Origin of the sequence: Actinoplanes sp. NPDC048796 (assembly GCF_040650035.1) — a bacterium.
Lineage (GTDB): Bacteria > Actinomycetota > Actinomycetes > Mycobacteriales > Micromonosporaceae > Actinoplanes.
Map to the genome: position 1 here is coordinate 102,646 of NZ_JBEZGO010000008.1, position 25,624 is coordinate 128,269.

At 71.9% G+C, this 25,624-nt stretch carries 24 protein-coding genes; 14 read left to right on the forward strand and 10 right to left on the reverse strand.

What is annotated here, in order from left to right; all coding sequences use genetic code 11:
- The first annotated feature begins 30 nt into the window (after positions 1-30).
- Genes AB0C26_RS29730 through AB0C26_RS29745 form a run of 4 tightly spaced genes read left to right on the forward strand, consistent with a single transcriptional unit; the run spans position 31 to position 4,150 of the window.
- The gene (locus AB0C26_RS29730) at positions 31-807 is read left to right on the forward strand and encodes a 2-amino-3,7-dideoxy-D-threo-hept-6-ulosonate synthase (protein WP_360254192.1); all 777 of its coding nucleotides are present in this window, start codon (positions 31-33) and stop codon (positions 805-807) included.
- Positions 804-1,970, forward strand: a complete 1,167-nt coding sequence (locus AB0C26_RS29735; RefSeq protein WP_360254194.1) for a 3-dehydroquinate synthase II family protein — start codon at positions 804-806, stop codon at positions 1,968-1,970. Before AB0C26_RS29730 ends, AB0C26_RS29735 begins: the two co-directional genes overlap by 4 nt.
- The gene (locus tag AB0C26_RS29740) at positions 1,960-3,174 is read left to right on the forward strand and encodes an AMP-binding protein (protein WP_360254196.1); all 1,215 of its coding nucleotides are present in this window, start codon (positions 1,960-1,962) and stop codon (positions 3,172-3,174) included. The genes AB0C26_RS29735 and AB0C26_RS29740 overlap by 11 nt, the downstream gene beginning before the upstream one ends.
- Positions 3,155-4,150: an FAD-dependent monooxygenase gene (locus AB0C26_RS29745; protein ID WP_360254198.1), complete on the forward strand. Its 996-nt coding sequence runs from the start codon at positions 3,155-3,157 to the stop codon at positions 4,148-4,150. The genes AB0C26_RS29740 and AB0C26_RS29745 overlap by 20 nt, the downstream gene beginning before the upstream one ends.
- Here the strand turns inward: AB0C26_RS29745 and AB0C26_RS29750 are convergent.
- On the reverse strand, positions 4,132-5,244 hold the full coding sequence (locus AB0C26_RS29750) for a helix-turn-helix transcriptional regulator (RefSeq protein ID WP_360254200.1): 1,113 nt from the start codon (positions 5,242-5,244) through the stop codon (positions 4,132-4,134). The two genes, AB0C26_RS29745 and AB0C26_RS29750, sit on opposite strands and share 19 nt — an antisense overlap.
- A 133-nt stretch (positions 5,245-5,377) precedes the next feature.
- Between AB0C26_RS29750 and AB0C26_RS29755 the strand changes: the two genes are divergently transcribed.
- The gene (locus tag AB0C26_RS29755) at positions 5,378-5,815 is read left to right on the forward strand and encodes a hypothetical protein (RefSeq protein ID WP_360254202.1); all 438 of its coding nucleotides are present in this window, start codon (positions 5,378-5,380) and stop codon (positions 5,813-5,815) included.
- A 243-nt stretch (positions 5,816-6,058) separates the two neighbouring features.
- Here the strand turns inward: AB0C26_RS29755 and AB0C26_RS29760 are convergent, their stop codons facing one another.
- Positions 6,059-7,453: a PLP-dependent aminotransferase family protein gene (locus AB0C26_RS29760; protein WP_360254204.1), complete on the reverse strand. Its 1,395-nt coding sequence runs from the start codon at positions 7,451-7,453 to the stop codon at positions 6,059-6,061.
- Between the two features lie 64 nt (positions 7,454-7,517).
- Between AB0C26_RS29760 and AB0C26_RS29765 the strand changes: the two genes are divergently transcribed.
- The 4 genes from AB0C26_RS29765 (at position 7,518) to AB0C26_RS29780 (ending at position 11,756) form a co-directional block, all read left to right on the forward strand.
- Entirely contained in the window at positions 7,518-8,555 is a 1,038-nt protein-coding gene (locus AB0C26_RS29765; protein WP_360254206.1) for a pyridoxal phosphate-dependent aminotransferase, read from the forward strand.
- Between the two features lie 4 nt (positions 8,556-8,559).
- The gene (locus AB0C26_RS29770) at positions 8,560-9,228 is read left to right on the forward strand and encodes a hypothetical protein (RefSeq protein WP_360254208.1); all 669 of its coding nucleotides are present in this window, start codon (positions 8,560-8,562) and stop codon (positions 9,226-9,228) included.
- Entirely contained in the window at positions 9,228-10,439 is a 1,212-nt protein-coding gene (locus AB0C26_RS29775) for an FAD-binding oxidoreductase (RefSeq protein WP_360254210.1), read from the forward strand. Before AB0C26_RS29770 ends, AB0C26_RS29775 begins: the two co-directional genes overlap by 1 nt.
- A 63-nt stretch (positions 10,440-10,502) precedes the next feature.
- On the forward strand, positions 10,503-11,756 hold the full coding sequence (locus tag AB0C26_RS29780) for a hypothetical protein (protein WP_360254212.1): 1,254 nt from the start codon (positions 10,503-10,505) through the stop codon (positions 11,754-11,756).
- 10 nt (positions 11,757-11,766) lie between these two features.
- On the opposite strand, the gene AB0C26_RS29785 is transcribed toward AB0C26_RS29780, so the two are convergent.
- The 4 genes from AB0C26_RS29785 to AB0C26_RS29800 form a co-directional block, all read right to left on the reverse strand.
- Positions 11,767-12,171, reverse strand: a complete 405-nt coding sequence (locus tag AB0C26_RS29785; protein WP_360254214.1) for a TIGR03618 family F420-dependent PPOX class oxidoreductase — start codon at positions 12,169-12,171, stop codon at positions 11,767-11,769.
- 12 nt (positions 12,172-12,183) lie between these two features.
- Positions 12,184-13,596, reverse strand: coding sequence for a DUF2252 domain-containing protein (locus tag AB0C26_RS29790; RefSeq protein ID WP_360254216.1), 1,413 nt, complete (start codon positions 13,594-13,596; stop codon positions 12,184-12,186).
- Between the two features lie 95 nt (positions 13,597-13,691).
- The gene (locus AB0C26_RS29795; protein ID WP_360254218.1) at positions 13,692-14,930 is read right to left on the reverse strand and encodes a DUF1501 domain-containing protein; all 1,239 of its coding nucleotides are present in this window, start codon (positions 14,928-14,930) and stop codon (positions 13,692-13,694) included.
- A gap of 5 nt (positions 14,931-14,935) precedes the next feature.
- Positions 14,936-16,447 (reverse strand): DUF1800 domain-containing protein, encoded by a 1,512-nt coding sequence (locus AB0C26_RS29800; protein ID WP_360254220.1) that lies wholly within the window; start codon positions 16,445-16,447, stop codon positions 14,936-14,938.
- A 115-nt stretch (positions 16,448-16,562) separates the two neighbouring features.
- On the opposite strand from AB0C26_RS29800, the gene AB0C26_RS29805 reads away from it, so the two are divergent.
- Entirely contained in the window at positions 16,563-17,612 is a 1,050-nt protein-coding gene (locus AB0C26_RS29805; RefSeq protein ID WP_360254222.1) for an ROK family protein, read from the forward strand.
- A 7-nt stretch (positions 17,613-17,619) separates the two neighbouring features.
- Here the strand turns inward: AB0C26_RS29805 and AB0C26_RS29810 are convergent, their stop codons facing one another.
- Positions 17,620-18,558 (reverse strand): hypothetical protein, encoded by a 939-nt coding sequence (locus tag AB0C26_RS29810; RefSeq protein WP_360254224.1) that lies wholly within the window; start codon positions 18,556-18,558, stop codon positions 17,620-17,622.
- A 23-nt stretch (positions 18,559-18,581) separates the two neighbouring features.
- Between AB0C26_RS29810 and AB0C26_RS29815 the strand changes: the two genes are divergently transcribed.
- The gene (locus AB0C26_RS29815; RefSeq protein ID WP_360254226.1) at positions 18,582-20,546 is read left to right on the forward strand and encodes a PPC domain-containing protein; all 1,965 of its coding nucleotides are present in this window, start codon (positions 18,582-18,584) and stop codon (positions 20,544-20,546) included.
- A 139-nt stretch (positions 20,547-20,685) separates the two neighbouring features.
- Here AB0C26_RS29815 and AB0C26_RS29820 read toward each other — a convergent pair whose 3' ends face one another.
- Positions 20,686-21,018 carry an STAS domain-containing protein gene (locus AB0C26_RS29820; RefSeq protein WP_360254228.1) on the reverse strand — a complete coding sequence of 111 codons (333 nt, stop codon included), beginning with the start codon at positions 21,016-21,018 and terminating at the stop codon, positions 20,686-20,688.
- A 97-nt stretch (positions 21,019-21,115) separates the two neighbouring features.
- On the opposite strand from AB0C26_RS29820, the gene AB0C26_RS29825 reads away from it, so the two are divergent.
- Entirely contained in the window at positions 21,116-21,631 is a 516-nt protein-coding gene (locus tag AB0C26_RS29825) for a peroxiredoxin (RefSeq protein WP_360254230.1), read from the forward strand.
- An 87-nt stretch (positions 21,632-21,718) separates the two neighbouring features.
- Here the strand turns inward: AB0C26_RS29825 and zwf are convergent, their stop codons facing one another.
- Positions 21,719-23,212 (reverse strand): glucose-6-phosphate dehydrogenase, encoded by a 1,494-nt coding sequence (gene zwf, locus AB0C26_RS29830; RefSeq protein ID WP_360254232.1) that lies wholly within the window; start codon positions 23,210-23,212, stop codon positions 21,719-21,721.
- Between the two features lie 164 nt (positions 23,213-23,376).
- Here zwf and AB0C26_RS29835 point away from each other — a divergent pair, with 164 nt between their 5' ends.
- Entirely contained in the window at positions 23,377-24,300 is a 924-nt protein-coding gene (locus tag AB0C26_RS29835) for an exopolyphosphatase (RefSeq protein ID WP_360254234.1), read from the forward strand.
- Between the two features lie 141 nt (positions 24,301-24,441).
- Here AB0C26_RS29835 and AB0C26_RS29840 read toward each other — a convergent pair whose 3' ends face one another.
- On the reverse strand, positions 24,442-25,275 hold the full coding sequence (locus tag AB0C26_RS29840; protein WP_360254236.1) for a DUF1775 domain-containing protein: 834 nt from the start codon (positions 25,273-25,275) through the stop codon (positions 24,442-24,444).
- Between the two features lie 81 nt (positions 25,276-25,356).
- On the opposite strand from AB0C26_RS29840, the gene AB0C26_RS29845 reads away from it, so the two are divergent.
- Entirely contained in the window at positions 25,357-25,569 is a 213-nt protein-coding gene (locus AB0C26_RS29845; protein WP_360254238.1) for an RNA-binding S4 domain-containing protein, read from the forward strand.
- Positions 25,570-25,624 lie beyond the last annotated feature (55 nt).

The window sequence follows — 25,624 nt, forward strand, 5'->3', positions numbered from 1 at the left end:
AGCGTTTTTCCTGATGAAAGGGGGTCCGCGATGGACGCGACCGCATCCTTCGGACGACGACTTCGACGGGGGCGCCTCGGCCGCTCCGCACTGCTGCTGGTGCCGCTCGACCACGCTCTCGAGGCCGGCCCGCTCGGCGCCGACCTGGACACACTGGCCGGCCGGCTGGCCGAGCACGGCGCCGACGGGGTGGTGGTCCACAAGGGCGCCGCCCGCCGGATCCGCCCGGCCCGGTTCCGCGACCTGTCCCTGATCGTGCAACTGACCGCGAGCACCGGCCTGGCCGCCGACCCGGACGCGAAATATCCGGTGGCCACGGTGGAGGAGGCGCTGCGGCTCGGCGCCGACGCGGTCAGCGTGCACGTCAACGTGGCCTCGCGCACCGAGGCGGCGCAGATCGCGCACCTGGCCGCGGTGGCCGAGGAGTGTGATCGCTGGTCGCTGCCGCTGCTGGCGATGATGTACGTGCGGGGGCCGGCGGTCCGCGACGGCCGGTCGCCGGAGCTGGTGGCGCACGCCGTGGCGGTCGCCGCCGAGATGGGCGCCGACCTGGTCAAGACCGCGCTGCCGGACGACCCGGAGGCGACCGCCCGGATCATCGCGGGCGCCGTGGTGCCGGTGCTGGCGGCCGGGGGCGCGCCCGGGCCCGATCCGGGCGCCGGGCTCGGCCGGATGGCCGCGGCGATGCGGGCCGGCGCGGCCGGGGTGGCGGTGGGCCGGCTGGTCTTCACCTCTCCCGACCCGGCCGCCGTGCTGCGCCGGCTGGCCGCCGTCGTGCACGACCGGACGCCGGCGGTGGCCAGATGACCGCCCGGGAATGCTGGCTCGACCTGCGCGGCGCCGGGCCGTGGCGGCGCGAGGCGGCCGAGGAAGCCGTCCACCTGCGGTTCGAGGCGATCGTCGCCGACGACCCGGCCGACCTGGCCGGCCTGCCGCCGACCGTCACCCGCGTCCTGGCCGTCTCCGGCCCCGATCTGCCCGCCGACCTCGAAAACGCCGACCTCAAGAACGCCGACCTCAAGAACGCCGACCTCAAGAACGCCGACCTCGAGAGCGCCGACTTCGGGACCGCGGACCTCGTCCTCACCGACCCGTCGCGCCTGGGGGCCGATCGCCCGGACGTGCGGTTCGGGACCAGGCTCGACGTCACCGACGCCGACAGCCTCGGCCTGGCCTGCGAACGGGTCCGCCGCGACGAGCTCACGGTGCTGCGCTTCCACGACCCCACGCACATCCCCCTCGAGATCGTGCTGGCCGCGGCCGACGGCGCGCCGGGCCGGATCATCACCGAGGTCGGCAGCCTGGACGAGGCCTCGGTGCACCTGTCCGTGCTGGAACGCGGCCCGGACGGCGTGCTGCTGCGCCCGGACGGTCCCGGCGACGCCACCAAGCTGGCCGAGCTGGTCCGGCGCGGCTCGCCGGAGATCGAGCTGGTCACGCTCACCGTCACCGGGGTCCGGCACAGCGGCTCGGGCGAGCGGGCCTGCGTGGACACCTGCTCCTACCTGAACCAGGACGAGGGGATCCTGGTCGGCTCCCGCTCGCAGGGCCTGATCCTCTGCGTCAGCGAGACCCACCCGCTGCCGTACATGCCGATGCGGCCGTTCCGGGTCAACGCCGGCGCGATCATGTCGTACACGCTGGCCGACCACGAACGCACCCGCTATCTGTGCGAGCTTCAGGCGGGGGCGACGGTCCTGGCCGTACGGGCCGACGGCCGCACCCGCCCGGTGACGGTGGGCCGGGTGAAGATCGAGACGCGGCCGCTGCTGTCCGTCGAGGCGGTGGCGCCCACCGGCGAACGCGTCAACCTGATCGTGCAGGACGACTGGCACGTCCGGGTGCTCGGGCCGGGTGGCGCGGTGCTCAACTCCACCGAGCTGAAACCGGGCGACGAGGTCCTCGGTCACCTGCCCGGCCGGGAACGGCACGTCGGTTACCCGATCGACGAGCTCTGCCATGAACTCTGACCTCGCCAAGATCCAGGACTCGCTGCTGCCGGCCGCGCTGGCGGCGGCGGCGAAGTCACCCTTCTACCGCCGGAGGCGCGACGGGGTGCCGGCCAACCGGGCCGAGCTGGCGGACTATCCGCTGACGACCAAGGCCGATCTGCGGGACGCCTACCCGTTCGGGATGCTGGCGGTGGACCGGTCGCGGCTGGCGACCTACCACGAGTCGAGCGGGACGACGGGCACGCCGACGGCGTCGTACTACACGAAAGAGGACTGGGACGACCTGGTCGAGCGGTACGCGCGGGTGCGCGTCGGCCTCGAACCGTCCGACACCTTCCTGGTCCGTACGCCGTACGCGCTCATGCTGACCGGGCATGTCGCGCAGGCGGCGGCGCTGTCCCGCGGCGCGACCGTGGTCCCGGCCGACAACCGGTCGCTCGCCACCCCGTACCGCAAAGTGGTGCAGTTGCTGCACGACCTGGAAGTCACCCTGACCTGGTCACTGCCGACCGACACCCTGCTCTGGGCGGCGGCGGCCGCCCACGCCGGCCTGCGTGACTTCCCGGCGCTGCGGGCGCTGTTGGTGGCGGGCGAGCCGCTGAGCGAGGCCCGCCGGGACCGGATCGCGGAGATCTGGCGGGCCCCGGTCGTGCAGGAGTACGGCTCGAGCGAGACCGGCGGCCTCGCCGGCGAATGCCCGCACGGCCGGCTGCATCTCTGGGCGGACCGGGCCATCTTCGAGGTGTACGACCCCTCGACCGGCCGTTGCGCGGCGGAGGGCGCCGGCGAGCTGGTCGTGACGATGCTGGTGCGCGAGGCGATGCCGCTGCTGCGCTACCACATCGGCGACCGGGTGGAGGTGTCGTACGGCGACTGTCCGTGCGGATCGGAGCTGCCGGTGGTCCGTGTCCTCGGGCGCGGCGCCGCCGTCCTGGACCTCGAGGAGGCGGTGTTCCGGCTGCCGATCTCGTACGGGGTGATGTTCTGGCGCGCCCGCCGATCCGACCGGGGCCTGTACGTGCAGATCGAGGTGGCCGACCGCTACCGCTACGCGGCGGTGCGCGACCTGACGGCCGCTCTGGCCGGGGACGCGCTGGTCGAGGCGGTGCCGCCGGGAACGCTGGTGCCGGTGGCGGCGCTGACCGCCCCACCGGAGATCATGAAGCCGCGCAGCTTCTACGGCCCGGGCGAGGACTGGGACCGTGCGCTGCGCTACTACTGAGATCGCCGTCGTCGGCGCGGGCGTCGGTGGCCTCACGGCCGCCCTCGCCCTGCGGCGGCAGGGCTTCAACCGCGTCGAGGTGTACGAACGGCAGGCCGCTCTGCCGTTCGAGGGCTACGGCATTCAGATCTCCCCGAACGCGTCGGCCCTCCTGGACGGACAGGTGTTCGCCCGGGCGGCCCGGCCGGCCTACCGCGAGATCCGCCGGTGGCGGGACAACTCCGTGATCGCCCGGATCGGCCTTCAGCGGTACGCGACGCCGTACTACACGATGCGCCGGGGCGACCTGATCGCCGCGCTGGCTTCGCCCGTACGTCTCGGCGCTCTCGTGCGTTCCGCCGCCGACCTGGACGCCGACGTCGTGATCGGCGCCGACGGCCTGAACTCCGTCGTCCGCGGCACCATCGCCCGGGACCGGCCACGCGACAGCGGCTACGTCGCGTACCGGGCGGTCGTGCCCGCCGACCTCGACCGGGTGGTGGTGTGGCTGGGCCCCGCCCGTCATGTGGTGGCCTACCCGATCGGCGAAGGCGTCAACGTGGTCGCCGTCGTCCCTCAGGGGCATGCGGACCTCTCCTTCGCCGGGTGGCATCCGGAGGCCCGCCGCCTGATCGACCTGATGGCGGATCCGGTGGGCCACCCCCTGCTCGACCGGGTGCCGCTGACCTCCTGGCATCACGGCCGGGTGGTGGTGATCGGCGACGCGGCCCATCCGGCGCTGCCGTTCGCGGCCCAGGGCGCCGGGCAGGCCATCGAGGACGCCGCCGCGCTGGCCCCGCTGCTGCGCCACCACCCGGACGCCTTCGCCCGCTTCGAGGCGGCGCGGCGCCCACGGGCCGAACGGGTCTCCGCGATGTCCCGCGCGGGCCTGACCTCGTACCACCTGCCCGACGGTCCCGCGCAGCGGCGCCGCGACCGTGAGCTGGCGGCGGCGCCGGCGGACGCCCTCGACTGGCTCTACCGCACGCCCGGTTGACCTCGCAGCCGCAGCAGCGACACCAGCTCCACCCGCGAGGCCAGGCCGAACTTCCGGAAGATCTGCCGGAGGTGGTAGTTCACCGTGTGCGGCGACCGCCCCAGCCGCCCGGCGATCTGCTGATTGGTCAGGGCCAGCCCGACCAGCTCGGCCACCTCCAGCTCCCGCGCGCTGAGCAGACTCCAGTCGGCCGTCAGCGGGCGCGGCGCCACCGCCCTCCGCGCCCGCGGCCTCCGGGGCGGCCCCTGCTCGTGCCGCAGCGCCGCGACCACCGAGTGCGGCATCGACGCCTCGACAACCGCCCGCACCAGCTCATGACTGAACGCGAGCGCGTCCCCAACCGGCACGAGCAGCCCCGAATCGAGCGCCTCCTCAACATCCGGGAGAAGCCCCACCACGCTGCCGCCGAGCAGCTCACTGAGCCGCGCCGGCGACACCGGCGACCGCACCGCCGTCACCGCCTGCACCAGATGCCGAGCCGGCGCCGACAGCGTGTCCAGCCGATGCGCGAGCCGCACCCGCGTGCGCTCAGGCAGCCGCGCCACCCCGCTCACCGTCACCGTCCGCCACTGCCGCCGCTGTGGCTCGCCGAGCCGCAGCAGGCCTTCCTCGTGCAGCCCGGCGATCAGGTCGAGGATCGCCCCGGGCCGTCCCGCCGCCACCCGGGCGAGGTCGGCCAGCCGGTCATCGGCCGTCGCCCCGAGCCGGGCCGTGATCAGCCGGCGGACGTCGGCCCGCCCGAGCGGCCCCAGCACGACCCGATGCACCTCCGCCGGCGGGCCGGCCAGCACCGGCTGCCGCTCGGTCACCACCAGCACCGGCGCCGACGCCGCCAGCCGCTCCGGAAAGCGCGGGTCGGCCGTACCCGGCCGCAGCTCCGCCCGGTCCCGCACCAGCACGATCCGCCCCGGCGACGTGGCCACCGCCGCCCCGAACCGCCGCCCCGCCTCCGCGAGCTCCCGCAACAGCCGTCCACACCCGATCTCCGGCGGCCCGTCGAGGACCAGCACGGCGGGCCGCCCCGGCGCGGCCCGGCGCAGCAGCACCCCGAAACGCTCGATCTCACCGTCCCGGCCGATCAAGGGAAGTTCCATGGCCCCGATGGTGCGGTCCCGAGCCGCGGCACACCCGCTAGAAGTAGCGCGTTCCCGAGTCGGCCATCCAACACATTTCGCGCTGACTGTTATCGCCTTGACGCTCGCCCCGCCCCGGGCGGATGGTCGAAACGTGTCCGCCCTCGACCTGGGAAAGCTGGCCCTCATCGTCGCCGCCCCGACGCTGATCGGCGCCGCCGTGGTCTACGCCCCCCGCTGGTGCGGCGCCGTGGCGGACCGCTGGCGCACCATGCACCCCCTGCCGCCCCAGCCGATGGGCCCACCCATCGAACAGCTGGCCGCCGACCTGCGCCGCCTGCTACGCCTGCACAGCGACCTCACGGCCTCCGCCCACCTGGCCATGCGAGCCCACCGCCTCTGGGCGGTCGAGGCCGCGATAGCCACCCGCGCCGTCGAGGCGGCCCGAGCCCTGGACCTACCTCATCCCGAGCCCACCAATCCCGGCGTCCTGACCCGCCGCGAACTCCTGGACCTGCTCACCGCCCTGTCCACAGCCGGCCTGGTCCTCCCCTCGAAGGTGGGCCCCTTCACCTCCGACGGCCGTTTCTGACCAGCGAGCTCGTCGCACTCCTCTGGATGAACATGACGGCCCGCTCTCAGTTGAAGCATCGCTGGCACCGGGCCGGTGTTGTCAAAGCGGCGCTCGCCGTGGCGGGCGGATCCGCAGCCGGCATGGCGGCGCTGCCGGCGGCCATGGGGCAGCCCGAGCTCGACGGCGTCCCGGTGCGGATCGCGATTCCGGCGTTGATCGTCTCGGCTGTCCACGTCGGGAGCCGGTGGCGACGAGGCGACCTCAGACGGCCATCGCGGGTGGGTAGGGGGCCGGGCGCGGATCGTACGAGGACCAGGCCGCGGCCAGGCGGCGTACGGCTTCGGTCAGGTCTGCGGGGGACGCCAGGAAGTGCAGGCGCAGGTGACTCTGGCTGGCGCCGGACGGGTCCAGGCCCGGGCCCGGCAGGACGGCGACGCCGTGGCGTAGGGACTGCTGGGCGAAGGACCGGGCGTCGCCGTGGGGGAGCCTCACCCACAGGGTCTGGCCGCCCTCGACGGCGGGGGCGTGCCACGACGGCAACCACCGGGCCAGTTCGGCTCGTAAGTGGTCGTGGCGGGCCTTTCGGAGCTGGGCCGACCGGGCCAGCTCCGGTCCCAGGCGGGGGAGCAGGTGGGCCGCCGCCAGCTGGGCGGGGACGTTGCCGCCCAGGTCGAAGACCGTGCGCATGCGGGCCAGGCGGGCTATCAGCGGGGCCGGAGCCCGGACCCAGCCGACGCGCAGGCCGCCCCAGATCAGTTTGCTCAGGGAGCCGACGGTGATGATCTGGTCGTTGTGGGCGGCCAGCGGCGGGGGTGGCTCGTGGCCGGGGAAGCCCAGGTCGGCCAGGGCCTCGTCGTCGATCAGCGGGAAGCCGGCCCGGGCGGTGCGGTGGCGTTCTCCCGGCGGCAGGACGGCGCCCGTGGGGTTGTGAAAGGTGCTGATGACGTACGCCAAAGCGGGCTTGACCTTGGAAAATCCTCGCAGGTCGACCGGCAACGTCTGGAGGACCGCGGACTCCTCGCGGAACGCTTCCAGGGCGCCGAAGTAGGTGGGCGCCTGCACGAGCACCTGGTCGCCGGGGCGGATCAGGGCCTTGGCCAGCAGGGTCAACGCCTGCTGGCCGCCGGTGGTCACCATGATCTGGTCGGGGGTCGTGGGAAGGCCGCGGGTCCGGTACCGCTCGGCCAGCGCCTCCCGCAGGGCCGGGTGCCCGGTCGGGTGGTATCCGATGTCGCCCCTGATCGCGGCCAGGTCCGCCAGCGACGAGGCGTACGCGGTGAGCAGCGCCGGCGGGGGAGCGTCGGGGGCGGCGCAGGCCAGCATGAGGACGCCGTCGCGCGGCTCCAGCAGGTGCAGGAACGCCGGCACCTCGGTGGTGGGCTTCGCCGGACCGGCGGCGGGGCCGGCGACCCGGGTGCCGCTGCCCTGCCGGCGGACGATGCGGCCCTCGGCCACGAGCAGGTCGTAGGCGGCCACCACCGTGCTGCGGCCCACCGCCAGGGCCGACGCCAAGGCCCGGTCCGGTGGCAGCAGGGTGCCCGGCGGCAGTTCGCCGTCGGCGATGAGGGTGCGCAGCCGGGCGGCCAGCAGCAGGTAGAGCGCGCCGCGCCCGGACGCCCAGCGGCCCAGGCGCTCGACGATGCCGATTGGTTCCATCGACAGACCAATCTAGAGGCATTGGCCCTGCCTGGCGAGACCCCGGTTGGCGAGGATCGGTGCCATGAGCGCGATGACAGCCCTGATCGACAGCACGGTCCGGTACGACCTGGCCGAGAGCACCTGCCCGCCGCTGCGGCTCGGCGCGGACGACCTCGAAGGGCTGGCCGACGTCCCGCTCGGCTACGGCACCACCCGCGGTGACCGCGACCTGCGCGAGCTGATCGCGGCCGGTGCCGGCGTGACCGCCGACGACGTGCTGGTCACGGTCGGCGCCATCCACGCCATGTCACTGCTGCCGGCCGAGCACGTGCTGCTCGTCGGCCCCTGCTTCCCGCCCGCGCGGTCCGGGCCGGAGTCGCGCGGCGCCCGCGTCGATGTCGTCGACGCCCGCTTCGACGACGCGTACCGCCTGCCCGTGGACCGCGTCGAGGCCGCCCTGGACCCGCGCACCGACCTGGTCTCGCTTGCTTCACCCCAAAACCCTTCCGGTGTACGGGTGGACACCCGCGACCTGCAAGCTCTCGTCGATCTCGTGGCCCGCCGCGCCCCGCGCGCCCGCATCCTGGTCGACGAGACCTACGGCGAGTCCGTGTACGGCGACGCCGCCGTCCCGGACAGCGCCGCGCCCCTGTCCCCGAGGATCGTCACCTGCTCCTCGGTCTCCAAGGCCCACGGCGCTCCCGGCCTGCGCGTGGGCTGGCTGACCACCACCGACGCCGAGCTGTACGAGCGGGCCCGCGCGGCCAAGTTCGAGACCGCCATCGCCTGCTCCACCATCGACGAGCACCTGGCCACCCGGGTCCTGCGGCGCGGCACCACGAGCGGCCCGTTCCTGCGCGAGGCCCTGGACCTCCTGCTGGACTGGGCCGCCGCCCAGCCGGTCGAGATCGTCACCCCGGACGGCGGCCCCCTGTGCTGCCTGCGCCTGCCCGCCGGCCTGGACGTCGAGAAGTTCCACGCCCGGCTCCGCGAGACCGGGACGCGTGTTGCTCCGGGCGCCTGGTTCGGCGAGGATGACCGCATCGTCCGGGTCGGCTTCGGCCATCTCGGCCTGGCCGACCTCACCCAGGCGCTGTCCAACGTGGCGGGAGCACTCTGACGACATGGACCCCCGGCTTCGGAGCGCGGTCGACGCGAGTGTGGGCTGGTACGAGGATCTCTGCACCCTGCACGGGGTCGGCTCGGTCCTGTCCGACGGGCTCTGGAGCGCGCTCGATCCGCCGCCACCGCTGCACTCGGACGCGGTCGCCGTCGAGCCGGAGGTGACCGCCGACCGGGTTCTCGCCCGCCTCGAGGGCCGGGAACACGGCGGGGTCAAGGACAGCTTCGCGGCGATGGACCTTTCCGGCGCCGGCTTCGGCCTGCTGTTCTCGGCCACCTGGATTCACCGGGAAGCCGCCCGCCCGGCCGCGTCGTCCGAGTGGTCGGCGGTGACCACCGGTCCCGAACTGGCCGAGTGGACGAGCCACCACGACACCCGCGACGTCCTGCTGCCGCCGTTGCTGCGGCGCGCGCACTTCCGCATCCTGGCCCGCCGCGCCGGCGGTCACCTCGTGGCCGGCGCGGTCGCCCGCCTCGGCAGCGGCACGGTCGACGTGTCGAACGTGTACGCCGTCCCCGGTCATCACGTCGACTGGGCGGAGCTCGCCGCGGCCGTCGCCGTGTACTTCCCGGACCGCCCCCTGGTCGGCTACGAGCGCGGCGAGCCCCTGTCCGCCGCCCGGGACGGCGGCTTCACCCCCGTGGGCGAGCTGCGGGTCTGGGTCCGCTGATGGTGCTCGCCCGCTTCGCCGGCATCCGCCCGGCGGCGGTGGTGCGCTGTGCCACGCCGTCCGAGGTCGCCGCCGCGATCGCCCTGGCGCTGGGTCACCACCTTCCCTTGGCCGTACGCGGTGGCGGGCACTGCTTCGCCGGAAGGTCCAGCACCGACGGCGTGGTGATCGACGCGGCGATGACCGGTGTGCGGGTCGACGGCGACCGGGCCGTGATCGGCGGCGGCACGCTCCTGGCCGAGGTGGACGACGTGCTGGCCGCGCACGGCCGGACCCTGGCCGCCGGCTGCGGGCCCACGGTCGGCATCGCCGGACTGACCCTCGGCGGCGGTCTCGGCATCCTCGGCCGCCGGCACGGCTTGACCTGCGACAACCTGCTGGCCGCGACAGTGGTGCTGGCCGACGGCCGCACGGTCGAGGCCGACGGCGATCTGCTCTGGCTGCTCCGCGGCGGCGGCGCGCCCGGCGTGGTCACCTCGCTGACGTTCCGGACGGTGCCCGCCCCCGACTCGACCGCCTTCCGGCTCACCTTCCCGGCGGCCGCCGCCGCGACCGTTCTCGGCGCCTGGCTGAGCCTGCTGCCGGACCTCGACGAGGCGGTCGCGCCGAGCCTGGTCGTCACCGCCCCGGCCGAACCGGACCGGGCGCTCACGGTGAGCGTCTTCGGCGCCGCACCCGATCACGCCACGGTGGACAGCCTGGTCCGGCGCCTCGGCGCGACCCCGGCGGCCGACGACCGGCGGCACGGCACCCACCGGACGACCAAGCGCTGGCTCGCCGGCGACGACGCTCCCGGCACCCGCCACGCGTACCCGCGCTCGGAGTTCTTCCGCTCCACCGTGCCGGCGGCCGACTTGATCGCCCGCCTGGCCGGCGACCGGCGGCCGGGGGAGGAGCGGGAACTCGACTTCACGCCGTGGGCCGGCGCGTACAACCGCGTACCCGCCGGCGCCACGGCGTTCCCGCACCGCGACGCCCTCTTCCTGCTCAAGCAGACCGCCACGGTCGCACCGGGCGACCACCCCGGCGAGTGGCTGGACGACTCGTACGAGCTGACCCACCCGTTCGGCACCGGCGGCGCCTACCCGAACTTCCCCGTACCCGGCCTGCCCGACGACGCGTACTACCTGGCCAACACCGGCCGGGTGCGGCGCCTGCGAGCCCACTACGACCCGTCGGGGGTGTTCAGCCGGCCCGGCCCGGCCCGGTGACCGTTGGGGCCATCACCTACCGTCGAGGCGACGGTGACTTTCCGGCACGGGAGAGGGGTTCGCGTGGCCAGGGTGCAGCGTCTGAGCCGGGACGACATAGGCGGTTCCGCGGTGTATGTCTTCGAGGGTGGCATCGCCCAGGATCACCGCACGACCCGAAGCGCGTTGACGTCCAAGATCCGTATGGGCTGCCTCTTCGGGAACCGGGTGCTCGTGCACGCGGGCAACCTCTTCGAAGAGGCCGCCATGTTCGAGGCCGTTCGACGGGACTCGCCGCTGCTCGCCCAGGGCAACATCGTTCCTCTGCTGACCGGAGACGCCCGGTCGCTGGCCGAGTACGGAAGTTCGTGGGGTCAGAGGTTCGCCCGCCAGGACCCGGAGGTCCCCGTCTTCTACCAGGGGCTTCCCGTCACCCGGAAGCATCTGCGCGACATCGATGACCGTGTCGACTACTTCAAGGACGCCCAGCACCGGATCCTGACTGTGCAGCCCGGAGACCGGGACCGCTTCCTCGCCCACTTCCTCGCCAACGTCGAGCAGATCCTGGCCGCCGAGCCGGCTCTGGATCCCTCGATCAAGGAAGCGGTGCGGCGGCGAGCCGGTGCGCGGTCGTCGCCGCTGGGGCGCATTCGCAACGAGGTGGCGCGCCCACACTGGAACACGCCCGGAGTCGGAAAGATCGTCAGGCGGGTGGTCCGCCGCGTGAACGTCGCCTACTTCGGATCGAGCGCCCGGGAGTTCGGGACGTGGTTCTCCCTCAACGAGAACGCGTTCCGGGATCTCCGGGCGGCGCCCGCCAGGCGGCCCACCGTCGTCACGCCGTTCGTGGAGATGTCGGTGACGAAGGCGCTCGACATCCCGGCCGAGCGGATCATGGAGATTCGGGCGGAGCATTTCGCCGACATCGCGAACAGCCCCCAAGCGGTCCGCTTCCGTGCCTGGCTGGAACGGACACTGACCAAGGCCGGCCGGGCGATCCTCGAGGACGCCGACCAGGCTGCACTGGAGCGCCTGCGCCAGCACGAGGTCGATGAGGCACTCCGGGACACCTTCGCCGAGGCGATAGCGAAGGCGGGCCGGCGTCGGCGCCGGCTCGAGGACGGTTGGGGCCAGTGGGGGATAGACGCCGGGCTCGTGGGCATCGGCGTGGCGACCGACTACTTCACCGGCGGGCTGGGAGATCTGGCCGGCGCCGGGGCCGGTGCGGCCGGCGGCATCGCCGCGTCTCAGGCGGTGAAGGCGCTGATTCAGCCCCGGGTGGCGCCGGTCGTCATGCTGCAGGCGAGGATTCGCCGGGCCGCCGACCGGCGCGACTGACGAGCGGGGCCTAGGCGGTGAAGCGGCTCGAACCCAGGATCTTCGTGATGTCGACCTCGATGACCACGCGCTGCGGGTTGGGCCGGGGAGTGCGGTAGCGGACCGCGTACCGCTTCTCGGCCTCGGTGACCGCGTCGGCGTCGTCGCGGACCACGGCCAGGCCCTCGACGGTGGTCCAGCGGGGGCCGTCGACCTGGCAGATGGCGACCCTGGTCTGGCCCGCGCGCACGTGCCGGACGTGGGCCGAGATCGACGACGAGATCACCCGGGCCAGGCCCGCGGCCGGGTCCAGGGTGGCGCCGACCGCCACCACATGGGGCGAGCCGTCGGCGCGCAGCGTGGTCAGCGTGCACAGGTGGCGCTCGGTCCAGAAGTCCAGCAGTTCCTGGTTGTCCAGGGAGACACGGCCGCTCAACGAATAACCCTCTCAGACTGTCTCGGCCGGGAGCCGGCCCTGTCGTACGGCGGTGGACAGCGCCGCGTGGTCGCTTTCCACCTGGTCGGCGTAGGCGCGGGAGAACCGGCACAGCGCCTCGGCCAGTTTGCCGCTGCCGCCGATGTACCCCGCGATCATCGAGGCGCCACTCGTGCGGGCGTGTGATTTCGCCAGCAGGTAGCCGCAGATGCCCGCGTAGTCGGCCAGCGCGCCGGCGTCGATGCCCTCGACGACGATGGCGCCCTTCATGTCGCGGAACTGGCGCACGTAGAACTGGGTGTCGCCGACCGTCGTCCAGCCGAGCAGCGGGTCCGACACGGTCTGCAGGGCCTGCTGGTATTCGACGACGCGCTGGCCCTGGTGGCGGTGCCAGGCCGAGTCGCCGTGCTGGTGGCGGGCGATCACCGAGCGGCGGGCCTGCTTGAGCTGGAGGAACACCACGTCGTCGGTGCTGCTTCCCTCGCAGAGGGCCACGTACGCCCGCAGGCCCACCGAGCCGACCCCGACCACCTTGTGCGCGATGTCGACGATGCGGTAACCGGCCAGGATGCGCGCCCAGTGCGGCGGCAGCGTGCTCAGGTAGCCGTCCAGCGCCTCCGCCAGCTGGTCACGTTCCTGGTCGCTGGGCCGGGTGATCAGCGGCGGCTCCTCGACCAGCCTGGCCGTGCCGTCGCGGCGCTCGGTGAAGCGGGGCAGCGCCCGGTCGCTGGTGCGGCGCCGGGCGCGGCGGGCCGCCCGTTCGATCTCGTCGCGGAAGCTGGCCCGGCTGGCCGCCGAGCGCAGCCGGTCGACGTCGAGCTGGTCGAAGGAGCGGGCCAGCAGCGGCTGCTCGGCCAGGTGGGCGATCTGCACCTGGTATTCCTCGACGCAGTGTTCGACCGCGTCGGCGCAGGCGCCCTCGCGGAAGCCGTTCTGCCGGCCGGCCACGTAGACGCTGACGGCGAGCCGGCGCAGATCCCACTCCCAGGCGCCCGGGTGGGCCTCGTCGAAGTCGTTGAGGTCGAAGACCAGTTCGCGTTCGGGCGACGCGTAGAAGCCGAAGTTGCCCAGGTGGGCGTCGCCGCAGATGACCGGGGTGATGCCGGTCGAGGGCAGGCCGGCGAAGTCGTCGGCCATCACGTTGGCCGAGCCGCGCAGGAACGCGTACGGCGAGGAGATCATCCGCCCGACGCGGACCGGGACGAGCCACGGCTGCCGGCCCTGGTTGGCCTCGATGATCTGCTGTACGGGGTCGGCCCGGCCGGGCGGCGGCGCCCAGAACGCCATCTCCGAGCGGTGCGCGCGTTCGCGCAGCGAGCGGCCCAGCTCGTACCGCTCGGCGCGCGGGCGCGCCTGCCGCCGCAGCGAGACGAAGCCGTCGTCCTGTCCCACGTCCACCACGACGTGCCCGTTACCCTGTTGCATCACGGGCCAGCCTAGAGGGACCGGGAATCGCACACTCACCCAGCACAACGCCTCCGAGCGACGGGAAAGTGACGGCCACCTGAACGTCCGTGGAATCAGCGCGCCGCGGCCAGCCCGAAGGATGACGGCGAGACGTCGGGGAAGACCGGGGACAGCGATCCGACGCCGCAGCGCTTCTGCAGGATCTCCCCGATCACCGCGCGATAGTCGGTGGTGGCGGCCAGGTCTCCGGCGACCAGCGCGTCCGGCGCCAGACCGGGCCACTTCGTGAAGACCTTTCCCCCTCGTACGCCGCCACCCAGCACCAGCATGGCGTTGCCGTGCCCGTGGTCGACGCCGTGCGAGCCGTTCTCGGCCACCCGGCGGCCGAACTCGCTGATCGTCAGCAGCGTCACCGACGCCATGCCCTCGGCCCCGAGGTCGGTGGCGAACGCGGCCAGGGCCAGGGCCAGCTCGTTGAGGTTGTCGTACATCCGCTGGCCCTTGACCCCGGTCCCCAGCCCCTCGTGCATGTCCCAGTCGCCGCAGTCGACGGTGGCCGTGGCCAGGCCCACCTTCGCCTTGATCAGGCGGGCCACGTCGCGCAGGGCCGTGCCCAGATCGGTCGCCGGATAGGTGGCCCCGTCGGCCGGCGTGTAGGTGGCGCCGCGCAGCGACGCCGTGGCGGCCAGCGCCTGGTCGGCCGCGAGGGCCGGGCCGCCCTGCAGCGCGGGCGCGTCGGCGTACATGGCCCGCAGCGCGGCCGCCCGCGGGCGCTTGGCCGAGTCACCGGCCAGCGTGAAGCCGTCGATGGAGGCCATCGAGACGTCGGGGCCCGGACCGGCGTACAACCGATGCGGCATGGCATTGCCGAGCGAGACGCCGGCCAGCGGGCCGGCGGCGCCGGTGACGCCGAGCATCCGGTCGAGCCAGCCGGTGCGGATCGACGTGCCGGGCGCGGCGTTCTCCATCGCGTCCATGGCCGCGAAGTGCGAGCGGGTCGGGTTGGGCTGCCCGACGGCGTGCACCGCGGCCAGCTTGCCGCTCTGCCAGTGTGGCAGCAGCGGGGCCAGCGCGGGGCTCAGGCCGAAGGTGCCGTCGCCGGCGATGACCTGGCTTTTGGGTACGCCGATGGACGGCCGCGCCCGGTAGTAGTCGGCGTCGCCGATCGGCACGACGGCCGAGAGCCCGTCGAACCCGCCGCGCAGCGAGAGCACGACCAGCGTGTCGCCGGTGTAGCCGGGCGCGGCGTACGCCGTCGTGGTCGAGATGCCGGCCGCGGCCACGCCGGCCAGGGCGCCCCCGAGGACCGTACGGCGGCGTACTGGCGTCTCGCGGCAGTCGAACGAGAACATCGGCTTCACCTCAGCTGGAAGGACGGCGAGTCGAGGACCAGAGCGATCAGGTACGGCGCGTGGCCGGCCAGCGACTTGTCGGACGCGGTCAGAGGACTGGTCGGCAGCTTGCCCGCGACACTGAGCACGGCCGCCGTGTGCGGGGCCGGAAGCTTGGCCCCGGTCAGCCGTACGGCGAGCGCGTCGACCAGCGCCCCGTACGTCGCCGGCAGGGTCGGCACCAGGGACTTGAGCAGGTCGGCGGGACGGGTGAGCTGGCTGGGGTACCAGCCGGCGGCCAGGTTGAGGTGGTTGTTGCACTTGAGCAGGAAGCCGGACGGCGACGACCAGGCCGCGGCCACGTCGGGGTAGCCGTTGGGCGGGCTCCACCGGAACGGCGCGTTCCCGGCGTTGACGGTCGCGTTGTAGAGCGCGTCGAGCGCCTTGACCCCCGAGGCCTCCGGGCCGAGCCCGAGCACCCGGATCGAGGCGATCAGGTCCTCGAACGGGGTGCGGACCTTCGCCCCGGCCGCCGCCGCGAACTCGGGCGAGGTGAACAGGGCCCGCAGCACCGGCGTGATCGCCGTGTCGTTGTCGAGGTAGACCTTGACCAGCTTGGTGACCAGGGAGGCGGGCGCCTCGTCGGCCACGAAACGCTGGCACAGCTTGACGGCGAGGCGCTGCGCGGTGGCCGGGTGCCGGGCCAGGTGGTCGGCGAAGGCCAGGGCCGCCGCCTCGCCGCCGCCGGCGGTCGCGTTGGCGTGCGTGAAGCCGAGGATCTCGACCGGGCCGGTGACGTGCTTGGCGCCGTCGTAGACGTAGCCGCCGGACGCGTTCACCGTCAGGCCGGTCAGCAGACGGGCGCCGGCCTGCACGTCGGCCTCGGAGTAGATCAGGCCGACGGTGTGCAGCTCCATCAGCTCGCGGGCGTAGTTCTCGTTCGGGTGGGCCTTGGTCGAGCTGCGGTTGTCGAGGTAGGTGAGCATCGCCGGGTGGCGCATCGACGCCTTGAGCATGTCGGCGAACCGGCCGAAGGCGTGCTTGCGCAGCACCTGCGCGTCGTAGTCGCAGCGACTGTCCCAGACGCCGCTGGAGGGCGCGGTGATGTGCAGGTGGTTGGCCCAGAACGCGACGGTGCTCTCGAACAGCTGCCGCTCGCTCCACGCGGCGCGGGCCACGGCGGCCCGGCCGAGCTGCTTGAACGCGTCGTACGAGTGCTTGGCCAGCCTGGCCCGCACGGTCGCGACGGAGGCGCCGGCCAGCGGCAACCGGGCCAGCAGCCTGTCGCAGACGGCGTCGTCGATCTTCGAGGGGTTCAGCTGCCGGTCGAGCCAGCCGTCGAGGCCGAGCTTCCGCGCCTCGGCCAGCGTGGCCGGGGTGGGACCGAAGGTGGCGCGGCGCACGAGGTGCGCGATCTGGTCGTTGTTCAGCAGCGGGGTGGCGGGCGCGGCGGCGGCGGGCGCGGCGGCCGCGATCCCGGTGGCCGTGGCGACGGCGGTGGCGGCACCGGCGGCGAGGAGCGTGCGTCGGGTCGTCATGCCAGCACGTTCGACCCGTACGGCCGGCGACGTCGCGGCTGCAACCATGACTAACGCACCCGCAATCCGCTCGCACCTGTACCGCGCGGCGCGACTCGGACGTACGCTCAGGCCTGTGGATCAGGCTGAATCGGTACGCACCCCGTCCTCCTGGGTCGTCGTCGGTCTCGACAACGGCGGGACCTGCAACAACGCCACCGTGCTGGACGCCACGGGGCAGTATCTCGTCGATAGTCTGGTGGAGAACCCGAGTCTGGTGACCGAGGGCCCCGAGTCGGCCATCGAGGCGCTGGCCGAGGCCTTCCACAACATCCTCGAGCTGACCAGCACCCCGCTGACCCTGGTCCGCGCGGTCGGGCTGGACACGCCCGGCCCGGCCAGCGCCACCGGCGTGATCTCGTCCAAGGGCTCGACGAACTTCAATCAGAAGTCGTGGCACGGGTTCGACATCCGGGGCGCGCTCGAGGCCCGCATCGGCCTGCCCGTCTTCTACGCCAACGACGCGAACGCCGCCGCGCTGTACGCGCACTACCGGCTCTTCGGCGAGGAGGCGGCCACCAGGTCGTCGGTGGCGGCGATCGTCGGCACCGGCCTCGGCGGCGGCGTGGTCGAGAACGGCAAGGTGGTCAGCGGCGCGGCCGGCATGGCGGGCGAGCTCGGCCACGTGCAGATTCCGCTGCACGGCGTGCTCGAGGACGACCAGCCGGTGCCGATGTGCAACTGCGGCTTCGCCGGCGACGTCGAGAGCCTGGCCTCGCTGACCGGCATCAAGAAGAACCTGCTGCCGTACTGGCTGGCGAAGTTCCCCGACCACCCCCTGGCGGCCGAGCCCTTGCCCAAGGCGGCCAAGCTGCTGCGCGGCTACGGCGAGAAGGACGATCCGCTGGCCCTGGCGGTGTTCGGCCAGCAGGCCAAGGCGATCGGCAAGCTCTTCACGATCGCCGCCAACTTCACCGACCCCCACGCCTACCTGCTGGGCGGCGGCGTGGTGGAGGCCGCCCCGCGCTTCCGGCAGTGGTTCCTCAACGCCGTCCGTGAGAGCACCGAACTCCGCGCCGAGCAGCAGGCCGCCGCCACGTTCGCCCTCGTCGCCGACCTCGACATGGCCGGCGCCCGAGGCGCGGCCGTCGCCGCACTCGAGTCCGTACGGGCACAGGCTCTGTGAACGGGATTCAGGAGGCCAGAAGGTCGAAGTGGAAGCCGAGAAGGAAGAGGGCGAACGCCGCATAACGCAACGCGTGGCCGGGATTCGCGTTGTTGAGGGTCCACTCCGCCGACCTGCTGACTCCCATGACCGTCACCAGGTACAGGGACGTTGCCAGGCTGAGAACGATGATCAGAGCGCCGGCCAGGATTCCGAACAAGACCACACCGGCCACCAACGCGATGAGCGCACCCACGAGAAACAGGTAGTCGCTTCCCTCCTGGGACAGCAGGCCCTTCTGCCACCACGCCATGTCGTCGTAATCGGGCATACCGTGCTTCACGTACCCGACTACATAAACCGCGACACTGATCGACACGCATAGGAACCAGCCCACGCGAGGGACACGGATCAGGGCGATCGAAGCGGCTGTGGTCAACGAGGCCCAGAACGCGAAGGCCCGATCCCACTTCAGCACCGTGACCTGCATCCAGTAGAACGGCAGGGCGACACCGAAAAGCCACGCCGGTACAGCCGCCACCCACACCATCGCCGTCTGTGTCGAGGAGAACTGTCCGCGTACCCGGGATGGCAGGGCGCGCAGAGATGTGCGGCCCAGTCGTTCTTCGGCGCGCTGTCCGATTCCTCGCAGTCGTTCCGGTCCGGCAAGATCGAGGACAACGGTCAGGCCGGCCGCGAACTGCAGAATCTTTCCGAGCCGGCCCCACCACAGGATGCTGTAACCGCAGAGTGCCGCAGGATCCATCGGGTCACCGGAGCGCCACAACGCCACGGCGTCCCACCAGTCGCCCCAGAACTGGGTGACGCACATGCTTCTCACGTTACCGATGTGGCGACGGGGGCGAAGCGTCGCATAGGGGACACGTATGTTACGTACCATCGACACGCATAGATATTGATCGGCGTCTTCAGTAACGTCCTGAATGCCGGCCGTGGCGGGGGTCATGGCCGGGATGAAGGGGGAACTGAATGCGACGAAGCATCGCCGCCCTGTCCGCTACCGCGCTCGGCCTGGCGCTCATCACGCCGGGTGCGGCCGCGGCCCAAGCAGAACCGAACTCCGACGAGCTGTCCGCGGCCGACAAGGCGTCGCTCGCGGTCGGCATCGGGGTCGTGCCCAAGGCGCCCTACGGCTCGAAGCCCAAGGGCGTGAACCCGTACCTGGCCGAGGTGACCGACGCCGCCAAGGTCGACTACTCGGGGTGGGCCAACTACCTGAAGACCCAGTCGAAGAGCAAGCAGGCCCAGCGGGCCAAGTCCCTCGCCGCTTCCTCGGCCAAGGCCGCCACCCCGGCCGTGGTGGTCGACGAGGACGAGCTCGACGGCACGTCCGGCGGGAACGACATCCCGGTCAACGCCCAGCGCATCAACGGCTACGGCACGGGCTCCGGGCAGTACCCGAACATCCGCATCCTGGGCAGCCTCGACAACGAGACCGTGACCACGCCGACCGTGGCCGCCCCGCCCGAGGACAACGGCTCGATCCCGCTGGCCGGCGCCACCGGCATCGGCGCCGGGCGCAGCGGCGCGGTCATCGAGTCGCAGATCGGTGACGGCCCGCACGGCCGGCAGACCGGCGACGGCAGCAACGACTTCGACTTCTACAAGCTCAGCGCGCCGGCCGGGAAGGTGCTGACCATCACGACGGCCACCCCGACCGGGCCCCTGGACACCGTGCTCCAGCTGTTCGCCCCGGACGGCAAGGTGCTCGCCGTCAACGACGACTTCTCCGGGATCGACAGCCGGATCAGCTACCGGGTCACCACCGGCGGCGACTTCTACCTGGCCGTCTCCGCGTACGGCGGGCTGCCGGCCGACCCGTTCGACTCGGGCAGCGGCGGCGGGATCGGCGATCCCACGCCACCGACCGAGGGCCCGTACACGCTGACCCTGGCCTCGGGTGGCGTCGACCAGGACTTCTTCGCGGTCAAGCTGCGGGCCGGCGACGTCATCGGCAGCTCGGTGAAGGGCTCGGCCACCTATCTGACCGTGTACGACACCGTGCCGCGCGAGGTGCACGGCTCCGATCAGGACGCGTCGTACATCTACCCGGTCGACTCGCCGCTGCCGGCCGGCGGCAACGCGGTCACCGACTACGTGGCGACCAAGGCCGGCTGGCACTACATCGGCGTGGCCAACGGCTCCGGCGCGTACGACATCACGGTCGAGGCGTACCGGCCGGTGCTGCAGGGCGCCAAGCCGGTGCAGACGCTCTACCTGGACTTCGACGGCGCCCGGGTCAACACCGGCGTCTTCGGCGGTCCCGGCAACCGTGACCTGACCGCGTTCTCGGCCTTCCTGACCAGCTGGGGCCTGACCCGCGCCGACGAGGACGCGGTGATCGACGCCGTGGTCGCCGGGGTCACCGAGAACATCAAGACCGACCTCGAGCAGAGCGGCCTCAACAGCCGCTTCAAGATCAAGATCGCCAACAGCAAGGACAACGCCGACGTCTGGGGCAAGGCGAACGTGAGCCGGGTCGTGGTCGGCGGCACCATCGAGGAGTCCGGCGTCGAAACGATCGGCATCGCGCAGAGCATCGACCCCGGCAACTTCGAGACCGAGGAAACGGCGCTCGTGCTGCTGGACGTGCTCAGCGCGCCCGCCGGCGACTCGCCGGCCTCGCTGAACACCTACCTCACGCCGCAGAGCGACCGGATCCGCTTCGTCGCCCAGGCGCTGAGCAACGTGATCTCGCACGAGGCCGGCCACTTCTTCGGCGACTTCCACACCGACAACCAGGACGCCGTCGCGAACCTGCAGGACGCGGGCGGCACCGGCTTCGCCACCCTGTTCGGCGTGGGCCCGGACGGCGTCGGCGGCACCGCCGACGACATCGACGTCGACTTCGGCGAGGACGCCTTCCTGCCGGCCGAGGGCTTCACCGGCACCGAGGACACCCTGGGCCGGATCGTCTTCGGCGTGACGAGTTAACACCCTTCCTCAGTGAGGAGCGCGTTGCCGCGCGGTTGAGTTCGGCCGGCGGGCGGCGTCGGCGAAGCCGCCGTCGTTCGTCGACCGAACTCGACCGCCTGAAGCGGCGCACGCGCGATCGAGCGCAGCAGCAGAGCCGCTACTCCTTGAGGGCGGCCTCCACGTCCGGGTACAACGCGAGGTAATCCGTCAGGCCCAGGGTGTCGAACAGGCGCCTCAGGAATCCGGACGGCGCGGCCAGGCGCACCCAGCCGTCCCGCTCGGAGGCGCGGGCGTGCGCGTTGACCAGCACGCCGACCCCCATGGAGTCACAGAAGTCGAGCCCGGCCACGTCGACCACGACCCGGGGCGAGGGCCGTTCGACGAGCCGGTTGAGGTTCGCCTTGAGAGCGGGCGCGGTGTCGATGTCGAGGGAACCGCGCAGGACGACAACGGCCGTGTTCGGGGGGTGGTGCGCGACCGAGACCTGCATGGGGGGTGTCGCTTTCGGTGGGGCTTCGATGGAAGTCTCAGCCTAGGGGAGGCGGGCCGCAATGGCCGAATCGACTACCGGGCAGTAGCTTGTTGCCATGGCAAACAAGGGTGATGTCGTCGACGACTTCGAGCTCCCCGACCAGGACGGCGTGCCACGCCGGCTGAGCGCTCTGCTCGCCGACGGCCCGGTGGTCCTCTTCTTCTATCCCGCCGCTCTCAGCACCGGCTGCACCGCCGAGGCCTGCAACTTCCGCGACCTCGCGGCCGAGTTCCGTTCGATAAACGCGCAGCGCGTGGGAATCAGCCGCGACAAAGTGGCGAAACAAAAGGAATTTTCGGACAAGTACGACTTCGACTACCCGTTGCTGAGCGACCCGGACAACACCGTGGCCGCGGCTCTGGGCGTCAAGCGCAAACTCCCACTAGGCCCGCTCAGCACGAAGCGGATGACCTTCGTGATCGACACGGATCGCACCATCATCGAGGTCATCCACTCCGAGACCAACATGAACGACCACGCTGTGCTCGCTTTGGCCGCGCTTCGCACGGCGGGAACTTCGCCCCGAAAGGCCGATGCCGAGGACACCGAAAACAGCCTCGGCTCCGCCTAGCCATTTTCGGCGCCCTCGACATCGACGGGCGAAGCTCGGTGCGTGGTACGCAGCGTCAAAAGTTCTATTTGTGCTTGATGTTGCCGGTCAGATGCTGTTCTTCCAGGCCCGGCCCGACCGGCCGATCAGGCGGTCGGCGTCAGCCGGGCCCCACGAGGCGGCCTCGTAGGTGGGGATCGGCGAGTGGTCGTTGGCCCAGTGCTCGATGATCGGGTCGACGACCCGCCACGACTGCTCGACCTCGTCGGCGCGGATGAACAGCGTGGAGTCGCCGACCAGGGCGTCGAGCAGCAGGCGCTCGTACGCCTCGGGGGACTCCTCGGCGAAGGTCTGCTCGTACGAGAAGTCCATGCTCGCCGTGCGGACCCGGAACGAGTGGCCCGGCACCTTGGCCCCGAAGCGCAGCGAGATGCCCTCGTTGGGCTGGATGCGCAGGATGAGCGCGTCGGCCTCGAGGTCGGTGAGCTGGTTGGCCGGGATCGGCAGGTGCGGGGGCCGCTGGAACTGCAGGGCCACCTCGGTCACGCGGGCCGGGAGCCGCTTGCCGGTGCGGACGTAGAACGGCACGCCGGCCCAGCGCCAGTTGTCGACGTTGAGCCGCATCGCCGCGTACGTCTCGGTGCGCGACAGCGGGTCGACGCCGGTCTCCTCGCGGTAACCGGCCATCAGTTCCTCGCGGGTGCCGCCGCGGGTGTACTGGCCGCGGACGGCCAGGTCGGCGATGTCGCGGTTGGTGGGGAGCCGGATCGCCTGGAGCAGTTTCGCCTTCTCGTTGCGCAGGCCCTCGGCCTCGAACGACGCGGGCGGCTCCATCAGGGCCAGGGCGAGCACCTGGAGCACGTGGTTCTGCACGATGTCGCGCATGGCGCCGGCGTGCTCGTAGAAGCCGCCGCGGGTGCCCACGCCGAGCGTCTCGGCCACCGTGATCTGCACGTGGTCGACCCAGGAGCGGTCCCAGATCGGCTGGAAGATGGAGTTGGCGAAGCGCAGGGCCAGCACGTTCTGGACGGTGTCCTTGCCCAGGTAGTGGTCGATGCGGAAGACCTGGTGCTCGTCGAACGCGCTGTGCACCACGCCGTCGAGCTCACGGGCGGTGGGCAGGTCGCGGCCGTACGGCTTCTCGATGACCAGCCGGGAGAAGGAGCCTTCGGGCGCGTGGTTGAGCCCCGCCCCGGCCAGCCCGTTGATCACCGGCTTGAACGCCTCGGCCGGCGTCGACAGGTAGAACAGGCGGTTACCGGCGGTGCCGCGGGTGGCGTCGAGCTCGTCGAGGGTCTCGGCCAGGCGCTTGTACGTCTCGGGGTCGTCGTAACCACCCGACACGTACCGGATGCCGCCGGCGAGCTGGGCCTTGTCGCTGAGCGTGCGGCCGTCGAGGGCGCTGGCGGCGAACTGCTCGTCCTCCATCGGCGTGCGGGCCACGCCGACCAGGGCGAACTCGCCGGGAAGGCGGTTGTGGCGCGCGAGGCTCTCCACGGCCGGGAGCAGCTTGCGCCGGGTCAGGTCGCCCGACGCACCGAAGATCACCAGCGTGGCGGGCGGAGCGCTGCGCTCCTGGATGAGCTGAGGGACGTTGTCCATGATTCTGCGTGTCCTTCGACCGTCGGGACCTTCCGGGAGAACCCTACGCAGAGTTGACCGCTCGCGGTTCAGATCCATCCCTCGATGCGACGCGGGATACAGCGACAAAGGTGGCAAAATGGGGTGAAGCATCCACCGAGGGGGATCCCGTGAAGTACCGGCTCGTGACCCGAAGCGATTTCGACGGCTTGGTCTGCGCGGTCCTGCTGCGCCACCTCGACATGATCGACGAGATCAAGTTCGTACATCCGAAAGACGTCCAGGACGGCGAGGTCGAGGTCACCGCCACCGACATCCTGACCAATCTGCCGTACGCGCCGGGCGCGCACATGGTCTTCGACCACCACCACTCCGAGACCCTGCGCAACGAGGGCAACCTCGCGAATCACGTGATCGACGCCGACGCGCCGTCGGCCGCCCGGGTCATCTACGAGCACTTCGGGGGCGCCCAGCGCTTCCCCAAGGTCTCCGACGACCTCATGCGCGCCGTCGACCAGGCCGACTCCGCCCACTACGAGCTCGACGACATCCTGCACCCCGAGGGCTGGACCCTGCTGAACTTCCTGATGGACAGCCGGACCGGGCTGGGGCGCTTCCGCGAGTTCCGGATCTCCAACTACCAGCTGATGATGCAGCTGATCGACGCCTGCATCGAGCACCAGGACGTCAACGAGATCCTGTCCCTGCCCGACGTGGCCGAGCGGGCCGAGCTGTTCCAGGCCCAGTACGACCTGTTCGTCGAGCAGCTGAAGCGGGTCAGTCACCTCGAGGGCGACGTGGTCGTGGTCGACCTGCGCGAGGAGGAGGTGATCCACGCCGGGAACCGGTTTATGGTGTACGCGCTGTTCCCGGAGTCGCGGGTCTCGATGCACATCATCTGGGGCCGGCAGAAGCTCAACACCGTCTTCGCCTGCGGCAAGTCGATCCTGGACCGCACCTCGCCGGTCGACGTGGGCGAGGTCATGCTGCGCTACGGCGGCGGCGGGCACGTGGCCGCCGGCACCTGCCAGGTGCCGCACGAGGACTCCGACCGGGTCCAGCGCGAGATCATCGACGCCTTGCGGAGCCCTCGAACCGTTTCAGTGTGACTCGAGGGGTGGGGTCGCAGACCCCACCCCTCGTCCGCGAGTCGCGAACCGTGCCCAACGGTCCCACTCGCCGGTCGTGCGCCGCGCCCCACGCGCGTCATCACGACGGTTTCCCGCGTCCACCATCGCGGGAGTCTCTTCTCAGCCTTTGAAGGCCCACTTGCTGGTGCCGGCCGTGACCGGCTCCTTCTCTTCCTCTTTCGCCTCTTCCCGCTCCGGCTCGTCGGACTCGTCGTCGTCCTGCTCGGCCCGGTGCCGGCCGCGGAACATCACGACCGCCCCGCCGAGCAGCACGAGGCCGGCCACGACCCAGCCGCCGATCGACCAGATCGACGGGCCGCGCTCGGCGTCGGCCACGGTCTGCGCGAAGAGCTGAGCCTCGGCGTCGCCGGTGGTGCCGGTCGCCGCCGTACCCCCGCCGTGCGCGTTGTGCCCGGCCGGTGCACCTCCGGTGCCCGGCGTCAGCGTCAGGTCGGCCGGCGGCATCGAGGGCCCGGGCTTCCCATTGCCGTACGTGGTCACGACCGTGAACCGCATCGACGACAGGGTGGGCAGCGGCCCGATGGCCACGCGGACATCGGTGCCCTGGCCGGGGGCGAGGTCCTTGCCGGGCATCGCGATCCAGGTGATCGAGGCGGCGGTCTCGGTGGCCTTGGTGTCGCCGTGGATGGTCGGCAACGGCGTCGAGAGGTCCCGCATCTCGATCTTCGGGCCCCAGTTGTCGACCGAGAGCGGGTAGACCTCCGCCACCGGGGTGTCGTCCGGCAGTTGCAGCTTGATCGTGTGGATCGGCTGGTCGCCGGTGTTGGTGACGTGGAAGGTCAGGTTCTCGCCCTCGCCCTGCGGCGCGGTGCTCGGGGAGACCGTCACGTCGGCCAGGGCGGGTGCCGCGATGAGTACGCCGAACAGCGCGGCGGCGGTGGGGATGCCCGCGCGGCGGGCCAGGTGGCGGTGTGTCAGGAGAAAGGGCCTCACGAGGGGTAGTTCGGATCACAAGCCGGAAAGGTTCAACGAGTCCGGCAAAGTTTTCGGTTCCGCGTGGACCATCATGAACGCATGCGTGACGTACCCATCGACGGCGACATGATCAGACTCGGACAATTCCTCAAGCTCGCGGACCTCATCGACACCGGGGGAGAGGGCAAGGTCCTCATCGCGTCGGGCGACGTGTCGGTCAACGGCGAGGTGGACACCCGCCGGGGCCGCCAGCTGCATCCGGGCGACGTCGTCTCCGTTCGGGGGGCCGAGGCGCGCGTGGCGTCGACATAGGACTACCGGTCAGGCGTTGATGCCCGTTTATCCAACGCAACGTGACGAAAGGTTG